General features: G+C 65.9%; 20 protein-coding genes and 1 pseudogene. 10 read left to right on the top strand and 11 right to left on the bottom strand.

Translation table 11 applies throughout. The annotated features are described in order from the left end of the window. Positions 1–17: 17 nt before the first annotated feature. A complete protein-coding gene (gene map, locus ACT86A_RS06415) occupies positions 18–881 on the bottom strand; it encodes a type I methionyl aminopeptidase (RefSeq protein ID WP_445091059.1) in 864 nt (287 codons plus the stop codon). A gap of 133 nt (positions 882–1,014) precedes the next feature. On the opposite strand from map, the gene ACT86A_RS06410 reads away from it, so the two are divergent. Next, positions 1,015–2,025: an LLM class flavin-dependent oxidoreductase gene (locus ACT86A_RS06410; RefSeq protein ID WP_445091058.1), complete on the top strand. Its 1,011-nt coding sequence runs from the start codon at positions 1,015–1,017 to the stop codon at positions 2,023–2,025. A 344-nt stretch (positions 2,026–2,369) separates the two neighbouring features. Here the strand turns inward: ACT86A_RS06410 and ACT86A_RS06405 are convergent, their stop codons facing one another. Further along, the gene (locus ACT86A_RS06405) at positions 2,370–2,729 is read right to left on the bottom strand and encodes a DUF4254 domain-containing protein (protein WP_445091323.1); all 360 of its coding nucleotides are present in this window, start codon (positions 2,727–2,729) and stop codon (positions 2,370–2,372) included. Between the two features lie 465 nt (positions 2,730–3,194). Next, a complete protein-coding gene (locus ACT86A_RS06400) occupies positions 3,195–4,007 on the bottom strand; it encodes an amidohydrolase family protein (RefSeq protein WP_445091057.1) in 813 nt (270 codons plus the stop codon). 135 nt (positions 4,008–4,142) lie between these two features. Between ACT86A_RS06400 and ACT86A_RS06395 the strand changes: the two genes are divergently transcribed. Further along, positions 4,143–7,559: a protein kinase domain-containing protein gene (locus tag ACT86A_RS06395; protein WP_445091056.1), complete on the top strand. Its 3,417-nt coding sequence runs from the start codon at positions 4,143–4,145 to the stop codon at positions 7,557–7,559. Positions 7,560–7,578: 19 nt separating this feature from the next. On the opposite strand, the gene ACT86A_RS06390 is transcribed toward ACT86A_RS06395, so the two are convergent. The 3 genes from ACT86A_RS06390 to ACT86A_RS06380 form a co-directional block, all read right to left on the bottom strand. Next, entirely contained in the window at positions 7,579–8,880 is a 1,302-nt protein-coding gene (locus ACT86A_RS06390; protein WP_445091055.1) for a diguanylate cyclase domain-containing protein, read from the bottom strand. 120 nt (positions 8,881–9,000) lie between these two features. Continuing rightward, the gene (locus ACT86A_RS06385) at positions 9,001–10,113 is read right to left on the bottom strand and encodes a terpene synthase family protein (protein ID WP_445091054.1); all 1,113 of its coding nucleotides are present in this window, start codon (positions 10,111–10,113) and stop codon (positions 9,001–9,003) included. Positions 10,114–10,421: 308 nt separating this feature from the next. Then, positions 10,422–11,096, bottom strand: a complete 675-nt coding sequence (locus ACT86A_RS06380; protein WP_445091322.1) for a PAS and ANTAR domain-containing protein — start codon at positions 11,094–11,096, stop codon at positions 10,422–10,424. Between the two features lie 516 nt (positions 11,097–11,612). Here ACT86A_RS06380 and ACT86A_RS06375 point away from each other — a divergent pair. Both ACT86A_RS06375 and ACT86A_RS06370 read left to right on the top strand, forming a co-directional pair. Then, positions 11,613–12,473: a helix-turn-helix domain-containing protein gene (locus tag ACT86A_RS06375; RefSeq protein ID WP_445091053.1), complete on the top strand. Its 861-nt coding sequence runs from the start codon at positions 11,613–11,615 to the stop codon at positions 12,471–12,473. A gap of 309 nt (positions 12,474–12,782) precedes the next feature. Further along, positions 12,783–13,277, top strand: coding sequence for a hypothetical protein (locus ACT86A_RS06370; RefSeq protein WP_445091052.1), 495 nt, complete (start codon positions 12,783–12,785; stop codon positions 13,275–13,277). Here ACT86A_RS06370 and ACT86A_RS06365 read toward each other — a convergent pair whose 3' ends face one another. Both ACT86A_RS06365 and ACT86A_RS06360 read right to left on the bottom strand, forming a co-directional pair. Beyond that, positions 13,278–13,730, bottom strand: coding sequence for a DUF4254 domain-containing protein (locus tag ACT86A_RS06365; RefSeq protein ID WP_445091051.1), 453 nt, complete (start codon positions 13,728–13,730; stop codon positions 13,278–13,280). It abuts the gene before it with no gap. Between the two features lie 514 nt (positions 13,731–14,244). Beyond that, on the bottom strand, positions 14,245–14,685 hold the full coding sequence (locus tag ACT86A_RS06360) for an SDR family oxidoreductase (protein WP_445091050.1): 441 nt from the start codon (positions 14,683–14,685) through the stop codon (positions 14,245–14,247). A gap of 80 nt (positions 14,686–14,765) precedes the next feature. Here ACT86A_RS06360 and ACT86A_RS06355 point away from each other — a divergent pair, with 80 nt between their 5' ends. Next, positions 14,766–15,116 carry a winged helix-turn-helix transcriptional regulator gene (locus ACT86A_RS06355; protein ID WP_445091049.1) on the top strand — a complete coding sequence of 117 codons (351 nt, stop codon included), beginning with the start codon at positions 14,766–14,768 and terminating at the stop codon, positions 15,114–15,116. A gap of 144 nt (positions 15,117–15,260) precedes the next feature. On the opposite strand, the gene ACT86A_RS06350 is transcribed toward ACT86A_RS06355, so the two are convergent. Together ACT86A_RS06350 and ACT86A_RS06345 are read right to left on the bottom strand one after the other, a co-directional pair. Continuing rightward, positions 15,261–15,647, bottom strand: coding sequence for an NHL repeat-containing protein (locus tag ACT86A_RS06350; RefSeq protein ID WP_445091345.1), 387 nt, complete (start codon positions 15,645–15,647; stop codon positions 15,261–15,263). 45 nt (positions 15,648–15,692) lie between these two features. Next, positions 15,693–15,878: pseudogene (locus tag ACT86A_RS06345) on the bottom strand (IPT/TIG domain-containing protein); the annotation flags it as partial. Positions 15,879–15,902: 24 nt separating this feature from the next. On the opposite strand from ACT86A_RS06345, the gene ACT86A_RS06340 reads away from it, so the two are divergent. After that, entirely contained in the window at positions 15,903–16,142 is a 240-nt protein-coding gene (locus ACT86A_RS06340; RefSeq protein WP_445091344.1) for a hypothetical protein, read from the top strand. Positions 16,143–16,877: 735 nt separating this feature from the next. Here ACT86A_RS06340 and ACT86A_RS06335 read toward each other — a convergent pair. Next, a complete protein-coding gene (locus ACT86A_RS06335) occupies positions 16,878–18,170 on the bottom strand; it encodes a TIGR03118 family protein (RefSeq protein WP_445091321.1) in 1,293 nt (430 codons plus the stop codon). 180 nt (positions 18,171–18,350) lie between these two features. Here ACT86A_RS06335 and ACT86A_RS06330 point away from each other — a divergent pair, with 180 nt between their 5' ends. The 4 genes from ACT86A_RS06330 to ACT86A_RS06315 all read left to right on the top strand — a co-directional run bounded on the left by ACT86A_RS06330 (position 18,351) and on the right by ACT86A_RS06315 (position 20,878). After that, positions 18,351–18,848, top strand: coding sequence for a peroxynitrite isomerase (locus ACT86A_RS06330; protein ID WP_445091048.1), 498 nt, complete (start codon positions 18,351–18,353; stop codon positions 18,846–18,848). A 1,075-nt stretch (positions 18,849–19,923) separates the two neighbouring features. Next, positions 19,924–20,145, top strand: a complete 222-nt coding sequence (locus ACT86A_RS06325; RefSeq protein ID WP_445091047.1) for a hypothetical protein — start codon at positions 19,924–19,926, stop codon at positions 20,143–20,145. Next, positions 20,142–20,576, top strand: a complete 435-nt coding sequence (locus ACT86A_RS06320) for a hypothetical protein (protein WP_445091046.1) — start codon at positions 20,142–20,144, stop codon at positions 20,574–20,576. Before ACT86A_RS06325 ends, ACT86A_RS06320 begins: the two co-directional genes overlap by 4 nt. Next, the gene (locus ACT86A_RS06315; RefSeq protein WP_445091045.1) at positions 20,573–20,878 is read left to right on the top strand and encodes a hypothetical protein; all 306 of its coding nucleotides are present in this window, start codon (positions 20,573–20,575) and stop codon (positions 20,876–20,878) included. The genes ACT86A_RS06320 and ACT86A_RS06315 overlap by 4 nt, the downstream gene beginning before the upstream one ends. Positions 20,879–21,157: the final 279 nt, after the last annotated feature.

The following is a 21,157-nucleotide window of genomic DNA, read 5'->3' as shown; positions in this document are numbered from 1 at the left end:
CTGGACCGCGCCGCGGGTCACGGCAGGGTCAGGATCTCGGTCCCCGATTCGGTGACCACCAGGGTGTGCTCGAACTGCGCGGTCCATTTGCGGTCCTTGGTGACCACGGTCCAGCCGTCGTCCCAGATCTCGTACTCGATGCCGCCGAGATTGATCATCGGCTCGATGGTGAACGTCATGCCGGGTTCGATGACGGTCTCCACCGCGGGCTGGTCGTAGTGCAGGACGACCAAGCCGCTGTGAAACGTGGGACCGACACCATGGCCGGTGAAGTCGCGCACGACGCCGTAGCCGAACCGGTTGGCGTAGGACTCGATGACCCGCCCGATCACGTTGAGCGCACGGCCGGGTCGGACCGCCTTGATGGCCCGCATCGTGGCCTCCTCGGTCCGCTGCACGAGCAGGCGCACCTCCTCGTCGACGTCACCGGCGAGGAAGGTCTTGTTGGTGTCACCGTGCACACCGTGGATGAAGGCTGTGACGTCGATGTTGACGATGTCGCCGTCTTCGATCACGGTGGAATCCGGGATACCGTGGCAGATCACCTCGTTCAGCGAAGTGCAGCACGACTTCGGGAATCCCTTGTAGCCCAGGGGCGACGGGTACGCCCCATGGTCGCACAGGTATTCGTGCGCGATGCGATCGAGTTCGTCGGTGGTGACGCCCGGCGCGACGGCATTGCCCGCTTCCTGGAGGGCCTGCGCGGCGATCCGGCCCGCGATCCGCATCTGCTCGATCGTCTCCGCGGTCTGCACCCAGGGCTCGCTCCCCTCGTTGGCGGTCTTCTTCCACGCGTACTCCGGGCGCTCGATGGCGCGCGGGACTTCACGGGTGGGCGACAGCGTGCCCGGGACGAGCGGCTTACGGGTGCGGACAGACATAGCGAACAGCGTAATCGGATGACCGCAGCGATGCCGACAGCCAACCGGAATAGTATCGGACCACGGTCCGTTTTATCATCTGTTGACAGAGAAGATCGGTTGACATCGAAACAACCCGGAAAGAGGCTCGAACGTGGAACTCGGAATCACGACGTTCGCCGAGCTCTATCCCGTCGACGGGCGGCGCGCACCGACGGCGGCCGAGCGACTGCGCGAAGTGGTCGAGGAGGCCGTCGCGACCGAACGGGCCGGACTCGACGTCTACGGCGTCGGTGAACACCACCGCAAGGACTTCGCCGCGTCCGCCCCCGCGGTGGTGCTCGCGGCGATCGCGGCCCGCACCGAGCGGATCCGGCTGACCAGCGCGGTCAGCGTGTTGAGCTCGGACGATCCGGTCCGGGTGTACCAGGACTTCGCTACGCTGGACGGCCTGTCCGCGGGCCGCGCGGAGCTGATGGCCGGGCGCGGCTCGTTCACCGAGTCATTCCCGCTGTTCGGCTACGACCTGGCCGACTACGACGAACTGTTCGACGAGAAGCTGGGGCTGCTGCTGCGCATTCGCCAGCCCGAGCCGGTCACCTGGAGTGGCAAGTTCCGTCCGCCGCTGCGCGATACCGTCGTCTACCCGCGCACCGATCATCGGCCGCTACCGGTCTGGATCGCGGTGGGCGGAAGCCCCGAGTCGGCTATTCGCGCCGGGTTGCTCGGCCTTCCGCTGGCCATCGCGATCATTGGTGGACAGCCCGCCCGTTTCAAGCCGCTGGTGGACCTTTACCACCGCGCGCTGGAACAGGCAGGCCACCCGAAGCAGGCGGTCGCGGTGCACGCCCACGGATATGTCGCGGACACCGACGAGCAATCCGTTGCCGACTTCTATGAGCCGTACGCGCTGGCGATGAGCACCCTCGGGCGTGAACGCGGCTGGGGGCCCATGACCCGCGCCCAGTTCGACGCCCTGCGCGCACCGGATGGGTCGCTGTTCGTCGGTGCACCCGACTACGTCGCCGACAAGATCGCCACGCTTGGCGAAACACTCGGGCTGGACCGCTTCACGCTGCACACCAGCGTGGGCACACTGCCGCACGAAAAGGTTCTGCATACCATCGACCTGCTCGGCGCAAAGGTCGCGCCGCAGCTGCGCTGACCCCAGATCGCACCGCAGGTGACCGACGCCGTCGTGCCGACCAATCGGGTAGGCGACAGTGCCGGCTCTCTACCTCAGCGGAGTGATTGCCCCGCAGCGGTATTCAGGGCCGGCGTGCCGCGCCGGTCGACCACGCGGCACGCCGGACAGCACGCCCCGTTGCGCCCGCCGTCACTGCGCCGGAATCGTCCCGGGTGAAGTTCCCGGTCGGATGACCAGGCGCCGGAGCCGTCGCGATCCGGACAAGTGCCACTGTGCGGAAGTACCGGTGTGCGGCGGTGTCACTGGGAGTGAGTGTCACTGTCGCGGGCGAGAGCACCGCCGACGACGAGATCGAGACGGCATCACTGCTCGGGCAGACGGCGGCGGCCACCGGCGACGTCGATTACCAGATCGGTGTACCCGTCGACGAGTTCGGCCAGCTGATACCAATGTCTATGGGTATTGCCGCTGCCCGCGCCCTCGGAATCGATGACCTGATTCGCATCCACCCAGCTACGCGCCATCCGGTCCACCACCGCGCCGAGGCTCTCGGTGTGCAACGACGCCCCGTTGCGGTGCTGCGGCATCTCCTGCGCCACCCATTCATTGATGTCGTCGACGAGTTCGATACGCCTACAGTCGATTTCGGCGATCAAAGCGACGTCTTTCAGCTGGGCTCGGCGCTCATGTAGCTCGGCAAGTGCGTGTGCGGACCGCAGCAGTTCCCGATCTTCGAAACGGCGTCCTTGGAAAGCACATAATAACTGTGGTGCGGTCGGCAATACGCCAACCGTCGGCGCGCTCACCGCCGCACTCCGAGTTCACCCGACACCAACGCTCTTTGTACCAACATAATTGGCTCTCGATTCGGTTATCCCGGTCATCGGATCGGTTGTCACAACTAGGTTAGCTGGATCATGCACGCACAGGTGCAAGAACGCAAGATTGCGTCCGCCCTTCTGCAGTCAAGGGGCCCTGATCGCTCGGATGCTCAGAAAGCGTCGACCCCAGTCGATTTCAATGCGGAATGAATCGCCCGGACAGCGTCGGCGGCGATCGCGGTCATGCGGCGAGCCGACGCGGACGGCCTGGGCGACTCCGGTACGCAGACGCGCATCCTATGGCGCGGCTCGCGTCGCCCTCGGGAAAAACGCCGCCGACACACCGCCGACACACCACAGCCCAGGTCACCTGGTCAGCCCGAACACACGACGAGCGTTGCCATCCAGATACAGCTCGCGTGTTTCGTCATCGAGGCCGAGCGCGTCGATGCCCTCCAGCGCATGCTGCGGGAAGATCATCGGGTAGTTCGTACCGAACAACACCTTGCGACGGCCACTGCCGGACTTCAGGTACGAGACCAGCTCTGCTGGAAGACGTTTCGTCGTATATGCCGAGGTATCGATGACGACGTTCTCGTGCTTGCGCGCGACGGCGATCATCTCCTCCGTCCAGGGATAGCCGATATGTCCGCAGACGATGGTCAGTTCCGGGAAATCGAGCGCGACCTGATCGATATAAGGGATGGGGCGGCCGGTCTCCGACGGCCGCAGCGGACCGGTGTGCCCCACCTGTGTGCAGAACGGGAGCCCCAGGTCGACACAGGCCGCGAAGAGCGGGTAGAAGCGCCGATCGGTCGGCGGAAGCTCCCACAGCCACGGCAGCACCCGCAACCCCTTGAATCCTTGTTCCGCGCGGCGGCGCAATTCCCGCACCGCGTCCATCGGTCTGCGCAGATCCACCGACGCGAGGGGAAACAGGCGCTGCGGCGCCGCGGCGGCCCATGCCGCGACCTCATCGTTGGAAATGAGGACACCCTCCGGCGCGTACCAGGCCGAGATCAGCGCTTGGTCGACGGCCGCGGCATCCATCGCCGCCAGGGTGACGGTCAGCGGGATGTCGCCGGCCGGGATGTCACCGATCCACCGGCGCAGCGAGGCGAACATGTCGTGGGTGAGGAAGCGCCGAGTGGGGTGTTGCGCCCAGACGTCGATGGTCATGTGCGTGATCCTGTTCGTCGCATCGGGTTGGATCGCTCCCAGCTATAGCAGTCGCAGGTAACGAACCGGAAGGTTCGCCGGGCATAAACTGGGTATCTACTCGCAGGACCATAGACACCCGACACAGAGCAGGTCATGGCCGGTTCGGACCCGTTCGCCCCACAGAGCGATCGGCCTCCAGGTATCGAGCAAGAACTGGAGGGCGCAGGTCTCGACGACGCGCAGGTGATCGGCAAGGGCGGTATCGGCGTGGTCTACCGCTGCCGCCAGCGCGCGCTGAATCGCAGCGTCGCGGTCAAGGTCCTCACCGCTCGGCCGGATCTGGAGCCGGAGAACGTCGAGCGGTTCATCCGCGAGCAGCAGGCGATAGGAGCGCTGTCCGGGCACCCGAACATCGTGCCGATCCTGCACGTCGGCACCACCGCCGGCGGACGGCTCTATCTGGTGATGCCCTATCACTCGCAGGGCTCATTGGCCGGCCGGATCCGCCGTGAGAATTTCCTGCCGTGGCACGAGGCGATCGGCATCACCGTCAAGCTGGCCGGAGCTCTGGAGACCGCGCACCGCGCCGGGATTCTGCATCGCGACATCACACCGGACAACGTCCTGCTCAACGATTACGGCCAGCCGCAGCTGACCGACTTCGGGATCGCCCGTGTCGAAGGCGGTTTCGAGACCGCCACGGGAACGGTGACCGGTTCCCCGGCGTTCACCGCACCGGAGGTCCTGCGCTCGGAGGTCGAGTCGGTGGCTTCCGATATCTATGGGCTCGGCGCGACACTGTTCGCCATGATCGCCGGCCACGCGGCATACGAACGACGCTCCGGCGAGCGGATCGTCGACCAGTTCCGTCGAATCACCGCCGATCCGCTGCCGGATCTGCGCCCCGGTGGTATCCCCGACGACGTATGCGCCGCCATCGAAGCCGGCATGTCGCGGGAACCGGGCGACCGTCCTCCCTCGGCCGCCGCTTTCGGTGAATCGCTGCGAGTTGTTCAGCGCCAGAATGGCTTGCCGGTCGAGAACATGAGCCTGCCTACCGCGATCACCGTCCAGGAAGACCTCAACACGCGGCCCATCGCCGCCACGGCAAGACACCCCTCATCCCCACTCGCGACGCCTCGCACACCGGAGACGAAGTTCCGCCCGGCGATCTCCGACCGGCCGCTGGTCCGGCGCGACCGGCTGATGGGCGGGTGGCACACCGAGCCGCGACCGCGGCTTGCCGTCATCCATGCCCCCGCAGGGTTCGGTAAGAGCACGTTGGCAGCCCAATGGGCCGAGCGTCTTGCCGAAACCGACGGTGTCACGGTGGCGTGGTTGAGCGCCGACCGAGACGACAACAATGTCGCGTGGTTGCTCACCCACCTGATCGAGACGTTCAACCGGGCAACTCCGGAGCTGGTGCCAGAGCTGTCCCGGATTCTCGAACACGGTGACGAAAGCGCCACCCGCTACGTGCTCACCACGCTGATCAACACCATTCACGAACGCACCGAGCGGTTCGCGCTGGTCATCGATGACTGGGATCGGGTCACCGATCCGGCCGCCGTCGACGTATTGCATTCGCTGGTCGAGCAGGGCCGTCAGCACTTACAAATCATTCTGACCACTCGATCGGTCGAGAGTTCACCGCTCGACACCATGCCCGTTCGCCACGAGATCGTCGAAATAGGCACCGCTGCACTACGTTTCGAAGCACAGGAAGCACGTTCCCTGATTGCCGAGCAGAGCGGTGTCGCGCTGACGGACAAGGAGAGCGTCGAACTGCGCGACCGCACGGACGGGCAGGCTGCCGCCTTGCAGCTGGCCGCGCTCTGGCTGCGCGAGCATCCGGCCCCCGCGATGCTGATCGCCGAGCTTTCCGGGCGCGATCACATCATCGAGTATCTGGCCGAGCGCCTGCTCGACGCCGTCGAGCCGGACTTACTTGATGTTCTGCTCAAAACCTCGCTGCCCGAACGTATCTGCGGCCGTCTGGCCGGCACCCTCACCGGCAGTCCACAGGGGCGATCGGTGCTGGAGAACCTCGAACGCCGCAACCTGTTCCTGCGCCGGATCGATGCAGGCGGTGAATGGTTCCGCTACCACCCGTTGTTCGCCGGGATCCTGCGGCAGCGGCTCGAACGCGACCATCCCGATCAGGCACGCGAACTGCATCGTGCGGCGGCCTCCTGGTTCGCCGAGCAGGGCATGCTCAGCGAATCCGTCGATCACGCGCTGACCTGCGGCGACACCGAGAAGGCCGGCGACATCGTCGAGGCGAGGGCCCGCGCGCTGGTACAAGACGGCCGGCTCGCGACGTTCCTGGGCTTGGTGGCGAAACTGCCACCGGCGGCGGCCTGCGCCCGCGCGCGATTACAGATCGGGGTCGCGTGGACGAATGCCCTGCTGCGGCGGCCCAGCGCCGTGCACGCCGCCCTGGGAACGGTCCGGGCGGCACTGGAGAAGTCCTTGGACCCCGACCCCGATGTCGCGGTCGAGGCCGACCTCATCGAGTGCATGGAGCAGGTGTTCGCCGACCACCCGGAACAGGTGGACGCCGTGGTCACCGCATGCCTGGCCAGAACCGGCACCTTGGGGCCGTGGGCGCTGGGCGTCGCCGCGAACCTCGCCGCGTTCGCCGCGAGCTGCCGGTTCGACTACGCGCGGGCACGTGAATGGCACGACTGGGCAGCCCCCTACTACCGGGAGAGCGGCAACACGTTCAGCCTGCTGTACAGCAATAGCCTGATCGGCATCGCGGCGCGGGAGCAGCTCGATATCGCCGCGGCGGAACGCCGCTTCCGCACCGCCCTGCACATCGCCACCACCTCCTCGGGCCCACAGTCCTACGCGGCACGGCTGGCCGGCGCTCTGCTCGGCGATTTGCTCTACGAACGCGACCAGCTCGCCGCCGCCGAACGGCTGCTGGACGAGGCGGGCCGGCTCGGCACCGAGGGCGGGCCGGTCGAATTCATGATGGCCGTCTACGCCACCGGTGCCCGCATCAAGGCCCTGCGCGGTGACCTCGCCGCGGCCGCACGCCGCTTGGACGAAGGTGCCGCGGCCGCCCGTGCCGTGCATCTGCCGCGCCTGGCCACCCGAATCGCCAACGAGCAGGTCCGGCTCGGACTCACCGCCACCCACGTCACCGAACCTCCGGACGGCGACGACGGCGTGGCGAGAATGGCCGCGGACCTGCGCGAAGATTCCGCGATCCGGATGCTACTGCGGTCCGGAGCGGCGAAACGGGCCGCCGCCGCGGTCGCGCGCGCCGAGCAATTGCGCGATGCCATCGACCCGACTCGACGTCGACGGGCCGCCGCGCAGGCACAGCTGCTGCTCGCCTCCTGCCTCGCGGCGACCGGGAAGACCGGCGCCGCGAAAGACACCCTGGTACCGGTAGTGGCCGAGTACGGCGAGGTGGGGCTGATCCGGCCGCTACTCGATGAAGGCGAGTGGATCACGTCGCTTTTGCACGCCCTGAATCACGATCTACGCGAAGGACTCTGGAAAGCGGAGTGGCCGACCATCCACCCGGCTTTTCTGCAGAGTTTGGTGGAGCGCTGACAGATCTTCCGCGCCGCGCTCACAGTACGTGCTGGGGGCCACAGGAGGTAGCCGTGTCGAGAATGTGCAGCACCCACCGGCCCTTGCCGTCGGCTTTGGCGCGGTAGAGGCCGGTGTCGGCGGCGTCCAGCAGCGATTCGGCGTCCGCGCCCGCGACCGGGGTGACGACCGCGCCGATGCTGATGGACATGCGTAGTCGCCGGTCGCCCGCGATGATCGGATCGACCAACGCCTCGAGCAGGTTGTTCGCCACGGCCGTCACCCGCTGGTCGCTGGCGGGTGGCGGGATCAGCGCCACGAACTCGTCACCACCGATACGCGAGATCAGGCAACCGGCGTCGCGCACGCTGTCCTGCAAACGCGCGGCGATCGCGGTGAGGATCTGGTCGCCCGTTCCGTGTCCGTAGCGGTCGTTGACGTGCTTGAAGCGATCGATGTCGACGAAACACAACCCCGCGCGGTCCCCATTGCCGGCGCTCGCGATCATCTCGTCGATCCGCTCGACGAGGTGCCGCCGGTTCGGCAGCCCCGTGAGCGGGTCGTGGCGGGCCTGCCGGTGCAGCTCTTCGCGCATCAGGTGCTGCTCGGTGACGTCTTCGCCGACGGCAAGCAGATAGTCGCTGCGCCCGTCGACGCCCTTGACAAAGGTAATCGCGAACGCCGCCCACCCATAGCTGTTGTCGGCGCGACGAATCCGCTGCTCCAGCCGCACCGTGCCGTGCCCCGCCGGGACCAGATGCTCATAGACCAGTGTGCGGATACCCTCCCGGTCACTGGGGTGCGCGAAGTCGTAGACCGACACCCCGCGCAGGGTTTCGACCGGGACTCCGATCATGTCGCACAGCCCGCGGTTGGCGTCCAGCAACGTCCCGTTGGTATCGCCGATGGCGATGGCGATCGCGGCGTTGTCGAAGACGACGCGGAACCGTTCGTCGGCGGCTCGGGTCGCCTCCCCCACCGCATCCAGGTCCCCGTCCTTCTTCGCGCGCAGGTGCGCTTCGTGCCCTTGTCCGACCGCGGCGAGCAGCGCCGCGAGCCGTCGGCCGCACCTCGGGTCCGTGGCGCGTTCGGCCAATTCGAACAGCACCCGCGCGGACACAGTGGGTACGGCCTGGTCGACCAACCCGGCGTAGGCCAGCGCCGCGCCCACACGAACCCCCACATCGGCGTCGAACGGTTCGGCTTCGAGACCGGAAACCAGTTCCCCGACCAAATCGAGCAGCAGGGCCTCAGGGGCGGGCACCGACACCGGGTCACCGGTAACATCCTGCAACGCCCGCCACCACGAATTCGCCAGCACGACGAGATCGATCTGCTCCACCGCAACCCCCTCACCGCTCGGGCCAGAGATACCCCCCGACGCATCGTATCCACATTTGCTCGGTACCGTCGAGTACTGCGACTCGCCGAGCTTCCGCACCGCCGGTGCGGATACCCGGTTCTAACCCGAGCCGTTCTCAGTGAATATCGAGGCGCCTTTGTAGCGCAATGTCCTGATCTGCCAGGTCCAGCTCGCCTGGACACAGGAGATCAGATCGGCGACGTGGGTCGAGACGGTCGCGGCCAGAGCGGCATCATGCGCTCTGAAGCGGTCGCATCGTTGCGCCGTGGCCGCACCGATCTGCCGGAATTCCGTGAGCCGCGCCCGAACGATCTCGGTGGCGCCGTGCACGGCGTCCGCCAAAGAGGTTCCGGGCTCGTTCAGCAGAATCGCCGGGATCAGGTTGAAGTCCGCCAGATCGACGATGCACTCCTTTTCGAAAGAGAACACGTCGTTCATCAACGCGCCTATCTCCACAGTCAGCACCCGCAACCGGCGCAGATCCGCGGCGAGCCCCGCGCGACGGATCCGGTCCCAGGGCAGGTAGTCGTCGCGACCGAATTCGCACAGGGCGATGGCCGGGTACATGCCCGACACCCGGCCGCGCAGGTCGATGTACTCGGCGACGCTGAGCAGACCACCGCGGGTGCGGGCATTCTGGTCCTGGATCGCGGGCCGCAGGTGCTCGATGGTGTCATCGATGAACCGATCGAGCCATGCCGGGTCGGCGAGGGCGGACAGCATGGCGAGAAAGGCCGATGTCGAGGCCTCGACCGGGGTCGCGTCGCTGGGCGCTGTGCGCGTACGCAACAACGAGCACAACCGATCGACCGCGACACGCGCCCGTCGCTGCTCGTCGTCGTCCAGGTGCCCGAACTTTTCCCGGCCCACAGTGTCGTTGAGCCAGAACAGGATTGCGTTGTACAAGCCGATGACGGTCATTCGCTCGGCGCTGATGGCGCCGGGATGCAGATAGGGCGTCATGCTGTTGTAGTGGCTGCCACCGGGTTCGAGCCAGATCTTTCGACCGCGGCAGAATCGTTCGACCTCCGCGCATGCCTGCACCCCGAACCGGTTCGGCCGGAAGTCGCGGCAGTAGTCGGCTATGTCCCAGTCGGGCGTGCTGAACATCGCGCGTAGCGACCACTTTCGCCCGGACCGCAGCAACTGCTCGTGTTGCCCGCGCATGTCGATGATGTCCCGCTCGAGCGCCGATGTGTACTCACTGACCACAACGACTCCGTCCCACAGTTGTTCTTCTCCTGAATTGTCTCCGAATTACCTCCTGTGGGACTGGTCAATTGATCGAAGTCGCCGAAATTCGCGGTCAGTCGCATTGACACGCTTGCCTTCTGAGCGACGGCATCGACCGCTGGCCGCCCACGGTTCGGTCGCGCCGCGCAAACCGCGCACGATCGCGCGATCCGACCGGCGATCATCACGCGACAAGCCATCAGCGAGCACGTACGCCGGATTCACCCCCGGCGGAAAGAAATCCGCTCACGCAGTTGTCGATCTCCGAGTCCGCCGAGAGGACGGCTTCACTCCGCCGCCACGACGTCGCCGTGCATGGTCAGCAGTAGGTGGTCGAAGCGGGCCCGTTGCGACGCCGGCCCACCCCCCAGGGCGGGAATCTCGGTGACCAGCCGCTGCGCCAGCGTGCGCAGCTTGACGTTGGTCTCCTGGGAACGCCATTGCAGGACCCGGAATGCCTGTTCGGCGTTGATGCCGTAGACCACCATGAGCACTCCTTTGGCCTGCTCGATCACCGCCCGTGACGCGACGAGCTCGGGCAGGGTGCGGTCGAGGACCTCCTGCCGGTTCTCTTCGAGTGCGCCGGACAGGTCGATGAGATAGCCGCGCGTGCCGACCACCAGGCCGCGGTCGTCGAGCATGCGGTCGGCTACGACGATGACGTGATGGGTCCGCCCGGAAGTATCGATGACCCGGTGTCGGCCGCAGAACGGCTCGCCGGCGCATACGGCGGCGTCGATGGATCGGGCGACCAGCGCGCGGTCATCGGGGTGCTTGTGCGCCAACAGCAGCTCGGTGCTGGGTTGCGTGCTACCGGGCGCGTAGCCGTAGACGGCCGCGACTTCATCCGACCACTCCCAGCGCTGACCCTCGAACCAGAAGCGGAAGCTGCCCGCGCGCTGCGGCGCGCCGGCGACAACGCTCTCCACCGCGCGGGCGCTGGTCGGCGCGACGTGATCCATCCTCGTCACGCGGGCCATTATGCAACCGCCCCGCGCCCGCGTCAGCGCGGAACGCAATCCGAAATCGAACTGTAGCAAACTTTCCGCATACACATTTTTATGCGCATATACCCCTAAAAATCTCATCAATGAAACCATGTAGGCAATCCAGCAACTTTTTCGCAATAGTCTTGGTCCCGACCGGGCACACGCGGCGGCACAGGGTCACGACCCCGGCCGAAGCAACAGCTGATACCGCGCGCCGTGTCGCCAACCGGCTCTCCCCGCTGCGGGACGTATCGTGCCGTACATTCCCCGAGCATCGGCACTGCGGCGCCGCCCGCCGTCGAGGCTGGTCACCCGGCCTTCCCGCAATCCTCCGCGTCCGGAAAACACTGACCATGATGCGGATCACTGGAGGTAGTCTCTGTTGCTGTGCCACGTCTTCGTCGCAGATTCGCTGCGTGCGGGCCGTATTCACGAAAGAGCGCGGTGACGCGTTCGGAGCAAGTGCGCAAGACCGAAAGGGTTGTTCTGATGGCAGGCAAGCGCACCGTACTGACCGTCCGGTTGCGACGTCTGGCGGCCATGCTGCACGAGATGCGCGAAAACGCCCAGCTCAGCAAGGAAGAGGTCAGCGCGAAGACCGGGATCAACGTCACCACGCTGTACCGGATCGAGACCGCGCAGGCCCGTCCGCAGCGCCGCACCCTCATGGCGATGCTCGATCTGTACGGCATCGGCGACCAGCAACGCGACGACGCTCTCGAGTTGCTGTCGGACGCATTGAAGCCCGGCATGTCGCGCGCCTACGAGGGCAGCGTGTCGGAGGTGTACGCCGCCTACATCAACTTCGAGTCCGAGGCGCTGTCGGCCCGTCATTACCAGACCTCCATAGTCCCGGGTCTTTTACAGACCTACGAGTACGCGACGGCGGTGATCGACACCTCGATGCCGAAGCTGGAGGCGGCGGTCATGGAGAGCAGGGCGAAGGCCAGGATGGATCGCGCCGCCAACCTCGCCAAGGAGGGCCCGCTCGAGCTGTGGGTGGTGATGGACGAGGCCGCGATCCGGCGCAGCGTCGGTGGTCCCTCGGTGATGCGCGGTCAACTCGAGCGGCTGCTTCAGGAAGCCAAGCGAAAGAACGTGATCCTGCAGATCCTGCCGTTCGACGCGGGCGCGCACCCGGGCATGGCCGGCTCCTTCACACTGCTGGATTTCCCGGAACCCGCCGACCCCGAACTGGTCTATATCGAAGGCATCGCGGGTGACGAGCTGATCGAGGGCCACAACGAAATCCGGCGCTTCGGTGTCATCTTCGACCAACTGCGGGCCATGGCCCTGAGCCCGCGCGACTCCGCGGCCATGATCGTGGACGCCGCACGTCGGACAGATTGAACGACCCGTCCAACGACTCCACGCGCCGACGCCGCTGCCGATCCTCGGCACTGAGCTGTGGCTTTCTCGTCACACCGCGCACCGACCGCAATCCGGCGCGACACGCCATCGCGCGGGTGTCCTGCCGGCCATCGGGATCGCGCTGTGGGGCCTGAACTACCTGGCCATCCGTGCCGCGCGGGCGCAGTCCCCGACCACCGAGCCGCCCGCGGATCGACCGATCTCATTCTCCGTCAGCGGTCCACCGACCGCCGATACGTCCGGTTCTGCGGATGACCAGGGACTGCGATGTGGGTAAGGTTGGCGCCGATGACCAGCATGGAAGCGCGTTTCGGCGACGCGACCCGAATTGTGCCGCTGCCCAACCCGTGGAACCTGACCGCCTATTTGGCCGCGGTGGCCACGCACCGCGGCCGCTCGATCAGCCTGCATGCCGTCCCGAAGGCGATGCTGGCCGACACAGGTTGCGGCGGCGGTGGTCTGTGGGTAGCGCGTAGGCACGACGACATCATCGTGTACGACGCCGCGGCGACCGGCCGCAACGCCGATCACGTCATCCTGCACGAAGTCGGGCACATGCTGCTGGGGCACCACGAAGACGAAGAGCGAAGCGATGCACCGCCCACCCTGGCCGCGATCCTGCCCTCGATTTCGCCGCAGTCCATCGAACATGTACTCGGCCGCGCGGAATTCGGCGTCGACCGCGAGCGGGAAGCGGAAGTGTTCGCCGATATGACCATGGTGTATGCGACCTTGCCGCGACGGCGTTCTCGGTCGTTCCGGCTGTTCCGATGGGGCAAGTAGCTACCAGCAGTCGTACTGGCCCTCGGGTACTCGCCTGGCTCCGGCGCGCAGGGCATCGATGAGATCCTGGTAATCGTCGGCCAATTCGTCGATTCGGAGCCAGGCGTCACGGAAAGCGGTTTCGGGCGCATGGGCGCGAGCTGCGAATGCCTGCGCCGCAAGCATGGCCAATCGGTCCACCATGCTGCCCACCGTCTCGGAGTGTTCGGGCGCGGCGGCAGGCGCGATCGGCGACGCCAAGGTGACCCAGCGGTCGATACTCCGCACCAATTGCATCCGCCTCCGGTCGAGATCGTCCGAGTGGTCGGACGACGTGCGTTCGCGCGTCTGGTGCAGCTGAGCCAATTCGCCCGCCGACTGCAACATCGGGTGATCCATCCGCGACTGTCCCTGAAATACCGCCAGCAGCAGCTCTTTTCCGGGAATCGCCCGATCCTCGGGCAGCTGATTCATCCTCCGCACCCCCATTCCGACCAGGATGGACGCATTTCGGTCACGTCCTCGATGCCTTGTCATGCCGAAGTTCCGGCACTGCCCGAACATCCACATGCACGTAGCCTGACGCAGACCCGCTTCTTTCACCTCCGTTTCAGGCCGTTCCGCCCACACGACACGCCAATCAATCGGATTCCCGGCGCCCTTGCCCGGCAACCACCCTATGGCAAATATCCAGTGATCTCACATTTTCCGAAAACAGCCAAATTTTCCGACGGCTTCACCCCGCCGATTAGACATGCCAGACAACTTCCGGCGAGTTGGGTGAAGCCCGCTTGATGCAAGCGCAGATGCGACTAGCGCGCTGCGGGAAGCCCTAATATGCGGAGCCGTCACGTGACAGGCGGCCAGCATACCCAATCCCCTTCGGTAGCCCGCTGCGTCGGAGCTGTCACGCCGCCCCGCAGCCAGCTGCATTGGTAACCGCAGTATTTCCCGGCCGATGTCCTGGGCCGCACCGTCCGTCAGCAGGTCAGCTCTCGCTCGTCGAAGTAGTCCTCGCCGCCGCTTGATGGCTGGTCACGAAGACGATTCGGGAGCCGGGCGGCATATGTGGCACGGCAAGCCGCACGAGCCGTTCCTGCGCGTCGCGATTGAGTGCCATCGCGTAGCCGGGCCCGGCGTGCCGTTCCAGACCGCCGGAGGCGTTGAGCACCAGCACGTCCAGTCGGCCGAACTGCGCAGCGACCCCGGTGATCAGCGCGCGGGCGGAATCCGCGTCGGCGATGTCGGCGCCCGCTGTGGACGCGGTGCCGCCTTCCCGCCGGATCGAGTCGGCCAACCGCTCAGCCCGCTTGACCTTCTCCCGGTAGTTGATCACCACATGGTCGCCTCGCTCTGCGAGCACCCGCGCGGTCTCCGCGCCGATACCACGGGACGCGCCCGTGATCAGAACGATTCGCCGTCCGGTCATGTCGTCCACCGTCGCCCTTTCGATCGCGCCGGAGCAGCCCGACCCACGCTTCTATTTCAGAATCACTATGCTGGTTCTAAATGAGAAGCGCAAACGACCCCAAGCCGCCGCGCGGGCGAGACGACCCGGCGAACGCGCCGCTGCTGGCCACGATGGACCTCCTCGGCCAACGCTGGATGCTGCGCATCCTGTGGGAACTGGAACCGGATCGCCTCGGCTTCCTCGAATTGCGCCGCCGCATGGGCAACTGCTCATCGAGCATGCTCTCGGTACGCCTGCAACACCTGCAATCCGCGGGCCTGATCGCGAAGAATCCCGACAAGTCGTATGAATTGACCACCGCGGGAATAGAACTCGGTGCCGCACTGGGCGCGGTCTGGGACTGGTCCCGCCGCTGGCGGGTATCACCGACCGACCCGCACACCGACTGAACCGACCCGAGAACCCGTTCCAGACCGCTTGGCGGAGACCTCGCCGGCGGCGGATCGAAAGCCGCATCACGCATCACACGGTGTCCCCGGCCAACCATGGGCCGACCGGGGACAACTCGCGAATTGTTCAGCAGCCTCCCGATCTCAAATCGTGATACCGAATGGAGTAGTGAAGCCCGCCGGCCCGGAGATGACCGTGGGCGCACCGCCGGTTATCGGCGCCGTCACCACCGTTTGGCTGTTGCTGTTGGTGATGAAGAGGGTGCTGCCGGAGATGACAATATCTGTGGGACCATTCAGGCCGGTCACCAGGGGAGCTGCCATGCCACCGGCGGTCGGCACCGTCACCACTCGGTTTGCCCCGAATTCACAAACGTAGAGGGTGGTACCCGAGAGAGCCAGACCCGCAGGGAAATTCAGGCCGACTGCCAGGGTGGTGGGAGCGCCGCCGGCTGCCGGCACCGAAAGCACCGTGCCTGCACCGGAATCAGTGACGTAGACAACGCCCGGGCCGCCGTAGGTGTAGGGCACCGGGTTGCTCGTGCCATCCAGGTGCGCTTGCACTGTGACGTTCACCGTGCCGGTCCCAGCAGGCGCGATCGCCGTGATCTGGGTGTTGGAATCGATGGTGAAAGTGGTCGCGTTCGAACCGAACCGCACGGTCAAAGGACCGACACCACTGAATCCGGAACCGGTGATGACTACGGAGTTCCCGCCCGAGGTGGGCCCGAAAGTTGGTGAAATCGAAGTGATTGTAGGCATGGATCTAGCTCCAACCGTGATGAGGTGAAAGGGGATTCTCCTGCAGCGGTGCCGGCTTCGCTCTATCCAGTAACCCTCCTCAGCGACACTTTGGCAATGGATTCCCTGATCCGTTTTTGTCTGTTTTCGACCGCCGCCCATGGCGGGACGGCTATCACCACCATCGTCGAGGAACCGATGTCCTACCGACGGCTGGAACATGTGCCGTCGGCGTGGATACCTGTATGCGACTTGATCATTGAGCCGGACAGCGCCATACCGTAGGTGTCGGCTCCGGCTGAGCACCATACGGAGCAGCTACACCATGGCGCGCCATAGACACTGATTCGCCACAGGCACAACCTGACTCGTGAATCCAGCCGCCGCTCCTGCGGAACGCCTCGGGAACAGCAGGTCTCGGGAAGACCTCCCACTCGACCGCGGTCGCACGCCGATGGAACAAGCGTTCACGGCAACGTCGATCGCGGGTCCGCGAATGCCGCCACCCAACCACCTCAGAGCAACCCGCCGGTCAACTGAGTTCGCGGGATCGGGTTCGGTCGATAACGGACGAGGAGGGCGATAGCACTGTCGCACCGGCACGATCGGCATAAGACCCGGGCGCTCGGAGCCGCCGAAACGCCGATCCGGTTGTGTCGGTCGTCCCGCCACAGACCTGACGACCGCACAGGGTCGACCCGATCCCTCGCCGACGATCGCGTTCAGAGCTATGACGCATCCCTGCGGGTAGCGGGCTTCTACCCGTCACTACATCTCAACCTCGCCGACGATTACCGCAGACTCAGCTCATTCGTTGCCGCTCAGCGCGAGATCGACACCGCCCGCGCCCATCTGCATGCGCTCGCCGACGACGGCTACGGGGCCGCCATTCGCGTTGCGGTGCAGGAGGTCGAGGCGGCCATTCGTGCGCAGCGCACCGAACGCCGGGCATCGGCGCCTACGGGCGGTCGATAACGCAGCAGCGGCCCGCACCGGATAGTGCGGGCCGCTGCCAAGCGGTTACTTCAAGCGGAGCTTGCCGAACAGGCCGTCCTTCTCATCGTCGGGTCCCGCGGTGAAGTACAGCGAGTCGGCGTCGCCGAGGCTTTCGCCGTTACCGAACATCAGCGCCCACAGACCTTCGATCGCGACCGGCTTGCCGTCGGCGTCACGCAGATAATCGGCGAACTTGCCGGTGGCGTCGTCGTAGGCGAGCAGGTGGCCGGCGCCGCCGAAGTTGCCGACCAGCAATTTGCCGCTGAGCGGGCCGAAACCCTCCGGCGCGACGGTCACCGCCCACGGCGCGTTCAGGCGCTTACCGTCGTCGAGGATGCGCACCAGCTTGCCGTCGGCATCGAACTCGGCGAGCTTGCCCCGGTCCGGTTTGCCGCCGGCCGCCTGCTCCTTATCCTTGTCCAGCGAATCCTCTTCGCCCGCATCGAATTTGCTCGGGTCGGTCTCATCCGGCTGGGTGGTGGCGTAGGAGACGAAAACGCGTTTGCCGACCGTCGAAACGTTGAACGGCGCGGGATCACCCGGCTTGGCCTTCTTCCCCTTCTCCGGTGCGGCCGGGTCGATCGCGTCACCGGTGGCGAACGGGTTGGCGAAGCCGGTCGTCGCAATCAGCTGCCAGTTCTTGTCGAACGTCCGGACCTGCGGGTCGGCGCCGAAATCGGCGGCGAGCAGCTTGTCCCCGGAAGGGGTCAGAGCGATCCCGAAGAACTGCATGCCCTGCGGCTTACCGTCGAAGACCAGGTTGGCCGGCCCGTCGTGCCGCACGACCTGGCCCTCGAAGCCCTGTTCGGTCCACGCCGAGATCTTGCCGGAGTCGGTGGCGAAGATGAAGCGGGCCGAGCCGTTCAGCGGGCCGCCTTCCGCCTCGACGGGCTGGTCGCGCACGACGAACAGATCGGAGGCGATCGGTGCCGGGTTGAACACGACGCCCGTGGTCTTGCCCTCGCTCTTGTCCGAGGTGTCGGCGTCGGCGCCCGGAATGGTGACGATCTTCAGCCCGTCCTGGAAGAGCTTGTGCACTTTGTCGTCCGACGACTCGGTGACGTCACCGACGAACTGGAACGATCTGCCGCCCGCGCCGACCCAGAAATGCCCTCCGGCCCCCTTGGGCCGGTCGGCGAGACCCCACGCGTTCACCATCTCGGGGATGGTGAACTGCGCGTTGTACTCCGTGTTGTTGGCAGCCAGATTGGTCTGGACGTACTTGTTTCCGTCGAGTGCGGGCACCTCGTCGGACTTCGAGTTCGAGCAGGCCGCCGCGACGACCAGCGCAGCGCCCAGCGCCGACACGCGCAGCAGACCGCTTCTGCCCCGTGACCAGGGCGCAGCACCGCGCCACGACTCATTCCAACGTCCGTTCAAGTTCCTGTTTCCTTTCCTGCAACACACCACAGGGGCGCTAAGGTGACGCTAACCTTAGCGCGACACATTTCGGGGAGCATCGGAACGGCGTACGAAGCAAGGTTTAGGCTGTTCGCCGTGGTCGAAGCCCAGCCCTCCATCGCTCCGCATCCGGATATCGCCCCGCTCGCGGCACTGCTCGGCACGTGGCGCGGCGACGGCCAGGGCGAATACCCGACCATCCGGCCATTCGGCTACGTCGAGGAGATCCGCTTCGGCCATCTCGGCCGCCCGTTCCTCACCTACCGACAAAAGACCCGCGCCACCGACGACGGCAGATCGCTGCACGCCGAAACCGGTTACCTGCGCTGCCCGCATCCCGGCCAGGTCGAATTGATCCTCGCCCACCCCACCGGAATAACCGAAATCTGCGAGGGTTCATTGACCATCGAAGACGACGCCTTGCGCATCGAATTGGACTCCAGCAGCATCGGCCGCAGCGGCACCGCGAAACTCGTGGCCGCCCTCAGCCGCTCCATCCACCTCTCCGGCGACACCATCGACTACAGCCTGCGCATGGCAGCGGTCGGCGAGCCGTTACAACATCACCTCGCCGCGACATTGCGCCGGGACTGAAGCCGGGGTTCGGTCAGCCGCCACGGGGTGAAGGTCTGTGCACCAGAACCCGCGAAGACGCGCACAGCCGCGCGAGGTGCCCGAAAGGAGCCCGGCAGCCAAGTCAGAAGGCGTTCGGCTCACGACCGCGCCTCGCTCGGGCTCGGCACCGCCGTCCCGCTCACCTCTCCCCTGCACGCCCGCGCCAAACCGGCCAAAGTCTGCCAATGGCACGACATCTCGGACGACGGCCGCTACACCGAACACCGCACACCACGTCACCGTCCGCCCCACCACCCCCGCCGACCTCACCACCCACTTCACAACCTGGATCGAGCAAGCCCTCCGCGACCTCGAATCCACCCACCCCGAAACCTGGTAGCGAGCTCGTCGGAACCAGGGGCGGGACGTTGCTGGGGTACCGGGCAAGTGAGTGAGTCGGGACACCCTCCCGGTTGCCAATACCCCGCTGTTGCAATGCCAGACGGCATATCCGCGCCGATCGGCCCCGAGATCGTCAACCTCTGGCAACAATCCGGAAAACGGACAAAAACGGATACTGGGACGCGTTGCCCAAGTGCAGGTCCCGGGGTGTTAATGGTGGTATATGACCGGGCCACTACCACAGTCGGACACCCCGGTACTGAGGAATCAGCAAACTAGGAGGCAGCACATGCCTACTTTCCTCTCCCCGCCGTCGGGGCAACACTCGCGGCGTCCCTGCGCGACGGAGGCGGGCCGCGCCGCAGCCGACTGCTGCGCCTGGGCAGGCGCGGGCGAACAGCATGCCGAACCCTCCTCTTCCACATACGGGTTCGACTAGGTTCCGCTGTTCGTCGACGCGCCGAACGCACCGTGCTGAACAACCTCAGCCCCGAGCGGTGGCGCCCAACTACACGGAACTTCCAACCAGACGCGGTGATCCGCACGATACCGAAACCCAGCGGGCAGAAGAAGGTTGCCTCGGCCGCCCGGCTCCGACGAAACCCCTGGGATATCGGACATATCAAACTTCCAAAGACGGGCTCGTCTACTGGACCCTACCCGGTCGCCGACGGCATCGGCGAGCTTCCACACTAATGAGAAAGGGAAACCGATGAACAAGATACTCACGACCCTGCGCAGCGAGCCCGTACGCACCCTGCTGTACCCGCTACTGGTAGCCGCCATCGGGTACGGCGTTACCAAGGGGGTCATCTCGGAGGACGCGTCCGGATTTATCGTCGCCGTTGTCGCAGCGGCGCTGGGACTTCCGGCCGTCGAGTCGGCGCGGCGCCGGGTGAGTCCAGCGCCGCCGGACAGCGGTGAACCCGCATGAAACGCCCGAAGGCGACGACACGCCACGATCCCTTCGAAGTGGTCCTGTGCGCCGTGTTCGGGGTGTCAGCACTCTTGCAGGCGTTCTACGGTCCGCCTGCGGGTTCCGCTACCTCCAGCATGCCCACGGGATTCCGGCGGCTGTGGCTGGTACTCCTGCTGGTCGGGTGCGTCGCGACGCTGGTCGGCGTGTTCGCTCGGCGCGTATGGGGTTACCTGGTCGAGCAGATCGGATTGGGTGCGCTCGGCTGGTCGCTGATGGCATTCGGCGCCCAGCTACTGGCGCTGCAGTTCCAGTATCGAACTGTCGGTCCGGCCACGATTCTCGGCGGGCCGCTACCCATCGCGCTGGGTCTCGCGTTTCTGTGGAAGCGCCGGCAGGTGCTGCAGGACGTGCGAGCCCTGCATGCGGTGATCAGGGAGGAGCCATGACCATAGTCCAGCAGTCGCCGGTGTTCGCAGTGCTCGTGCTGATCGCCAGCTCCTCGGTGCTATCGGCGATCGTGACGGCCTGGTTCAGGCGCGGCGATGTCGACGCCACCATGACCAAGACGAAGGCCGACGCCGCGAAAGTGCTGAGCGACCTTGCTATTTCGCAGACACAGCAGATGTCCGAGCAGATGGGCGAGTTCCGTATGGCACTGCGGGTGCACCGAGAGTGGGACAGGAGAATGGTAACCCGGGCACGGCAGGCAGGTCTCGAATTCGATGATCCGCCAGAGCTGTTCCTGTAACGCGAGGGGTCCCATCCGGGTGGGCTCCGCCGGAAGCCATTCTCGCGTCGCGCCTACCCCCAGCCGCCGACAGCCCTCGGCGGCCGACCCTTCGCGCCCCGCGCCGCAGTCCGACGAAAATTGCTCCGCCGCAACACCTGACGGAGCCGAACTCACCACCGCAGCTGGCACCGTCACCACGGCGTGATAATCCGAAAACGGACCAAAACGGATTCGGACACTCGTTGCCCAGGCAGCGGCCCAGGGGCGTTAATGGAAAGAGCCGGGCCACTGAGCGAG

The organism is Nocardia glycosmidis (assembly GCF_052545115.1).
The sequence above is the reverse complement of the archived record's forward strand: the minus strand, read 5'-3'. Positions and strand labels throughout refer to the sequence as shown.

Excerpts from the sequence above, each read along its gene's own strand:
- ACT86A_RS06400 (WP_445091057.1), bottom strand. The coding sequence starts at position 4,007 with ATGACCATCGACGTCTGGGCGCAACACCCCACTCGGCGCTTCCTCACC.
- ACT86A_RS06380 (WP_445091322.1), bottom strand. The coding sequence starts at position 11,096 with ATGGATCACGTCGCGCCGACCAGCGCCCGCGCGGTGGAGAGCGTTGTC.
- ACT86A_RS06365 (WP_445091051.1), bottom strand. The coding sequence starts at position 13,730 with ATGAATCAGCTGCCCGAGGATCGGGCGATTCCCGGAAAAGAGCTGCTG.
- ACT86A_RS06325 (WP_445091047.1), top strand. The coding sequence starts at position 19,924 with ATGAACAAGATACTCACGACCCTGCGCAGCGAGCCCGTACGCACCCTG.
- ACT86A_RS06320 (WP_445091046.1), top strand. The coding sequence starts at position 20,142 with ATGAAACGCCCGAAGGCGACGACACGCCACGATCCCTTCGAAGTGGTC.
- map (WP_445091059.1), bottom strand. The coding sequence starts at position 881 with ATGTCTGTCCGCACCCGTAAGCCGCTCGTCCCGGGCACGCTGTCGCCC.
- ACT86A_RS06375 (WP_445091053.1), top strand. The coding sequence starts at position 11,613 with ATGGCAGGCAAGCGCACCGTACTGACCGTCCGGTTGCGACGTCTGGCG.
- ACT86A_RS06355 (WP_445091049.1), top strand. The coding sequence starts at position 14,766 with ATGAGAAGCGCAAACGACCCCAAGCCGCCGCGCGGGCGAGACGACCCG.
- ACT86A_RS06315 (WP_445091045.1), top strand. The coding sequence starts at position 20,573 with ATGACCATAGTCCAGCAGTCGCCGGTGTTCGCAGTGCTCGTGCTGATC.
- ACT86A_RS06360 (WP_445091050.1), bottom strand. The coding sequence starts at position 14,685 with ATGACCGGACGGCGAATCGTTCTGATCACGGGCGCGTCCCGTGGTATC.
- ACT86A_RS06395 (WP_445091056.1), top strand. The coding sequence starts at position 4,143 with ATGGCCGGTTCGGACCCGTTCGCCCCACAGAGCGATCGGCCTCCAGGT.
- ACT86A_RS06370 (WP_445091052.1), top strand. The coding sequence starts at position 12,783 with ATGACCAGCATGGAAGCGCGTTTCGGCGACGCGACCCGAATTGTGCCG.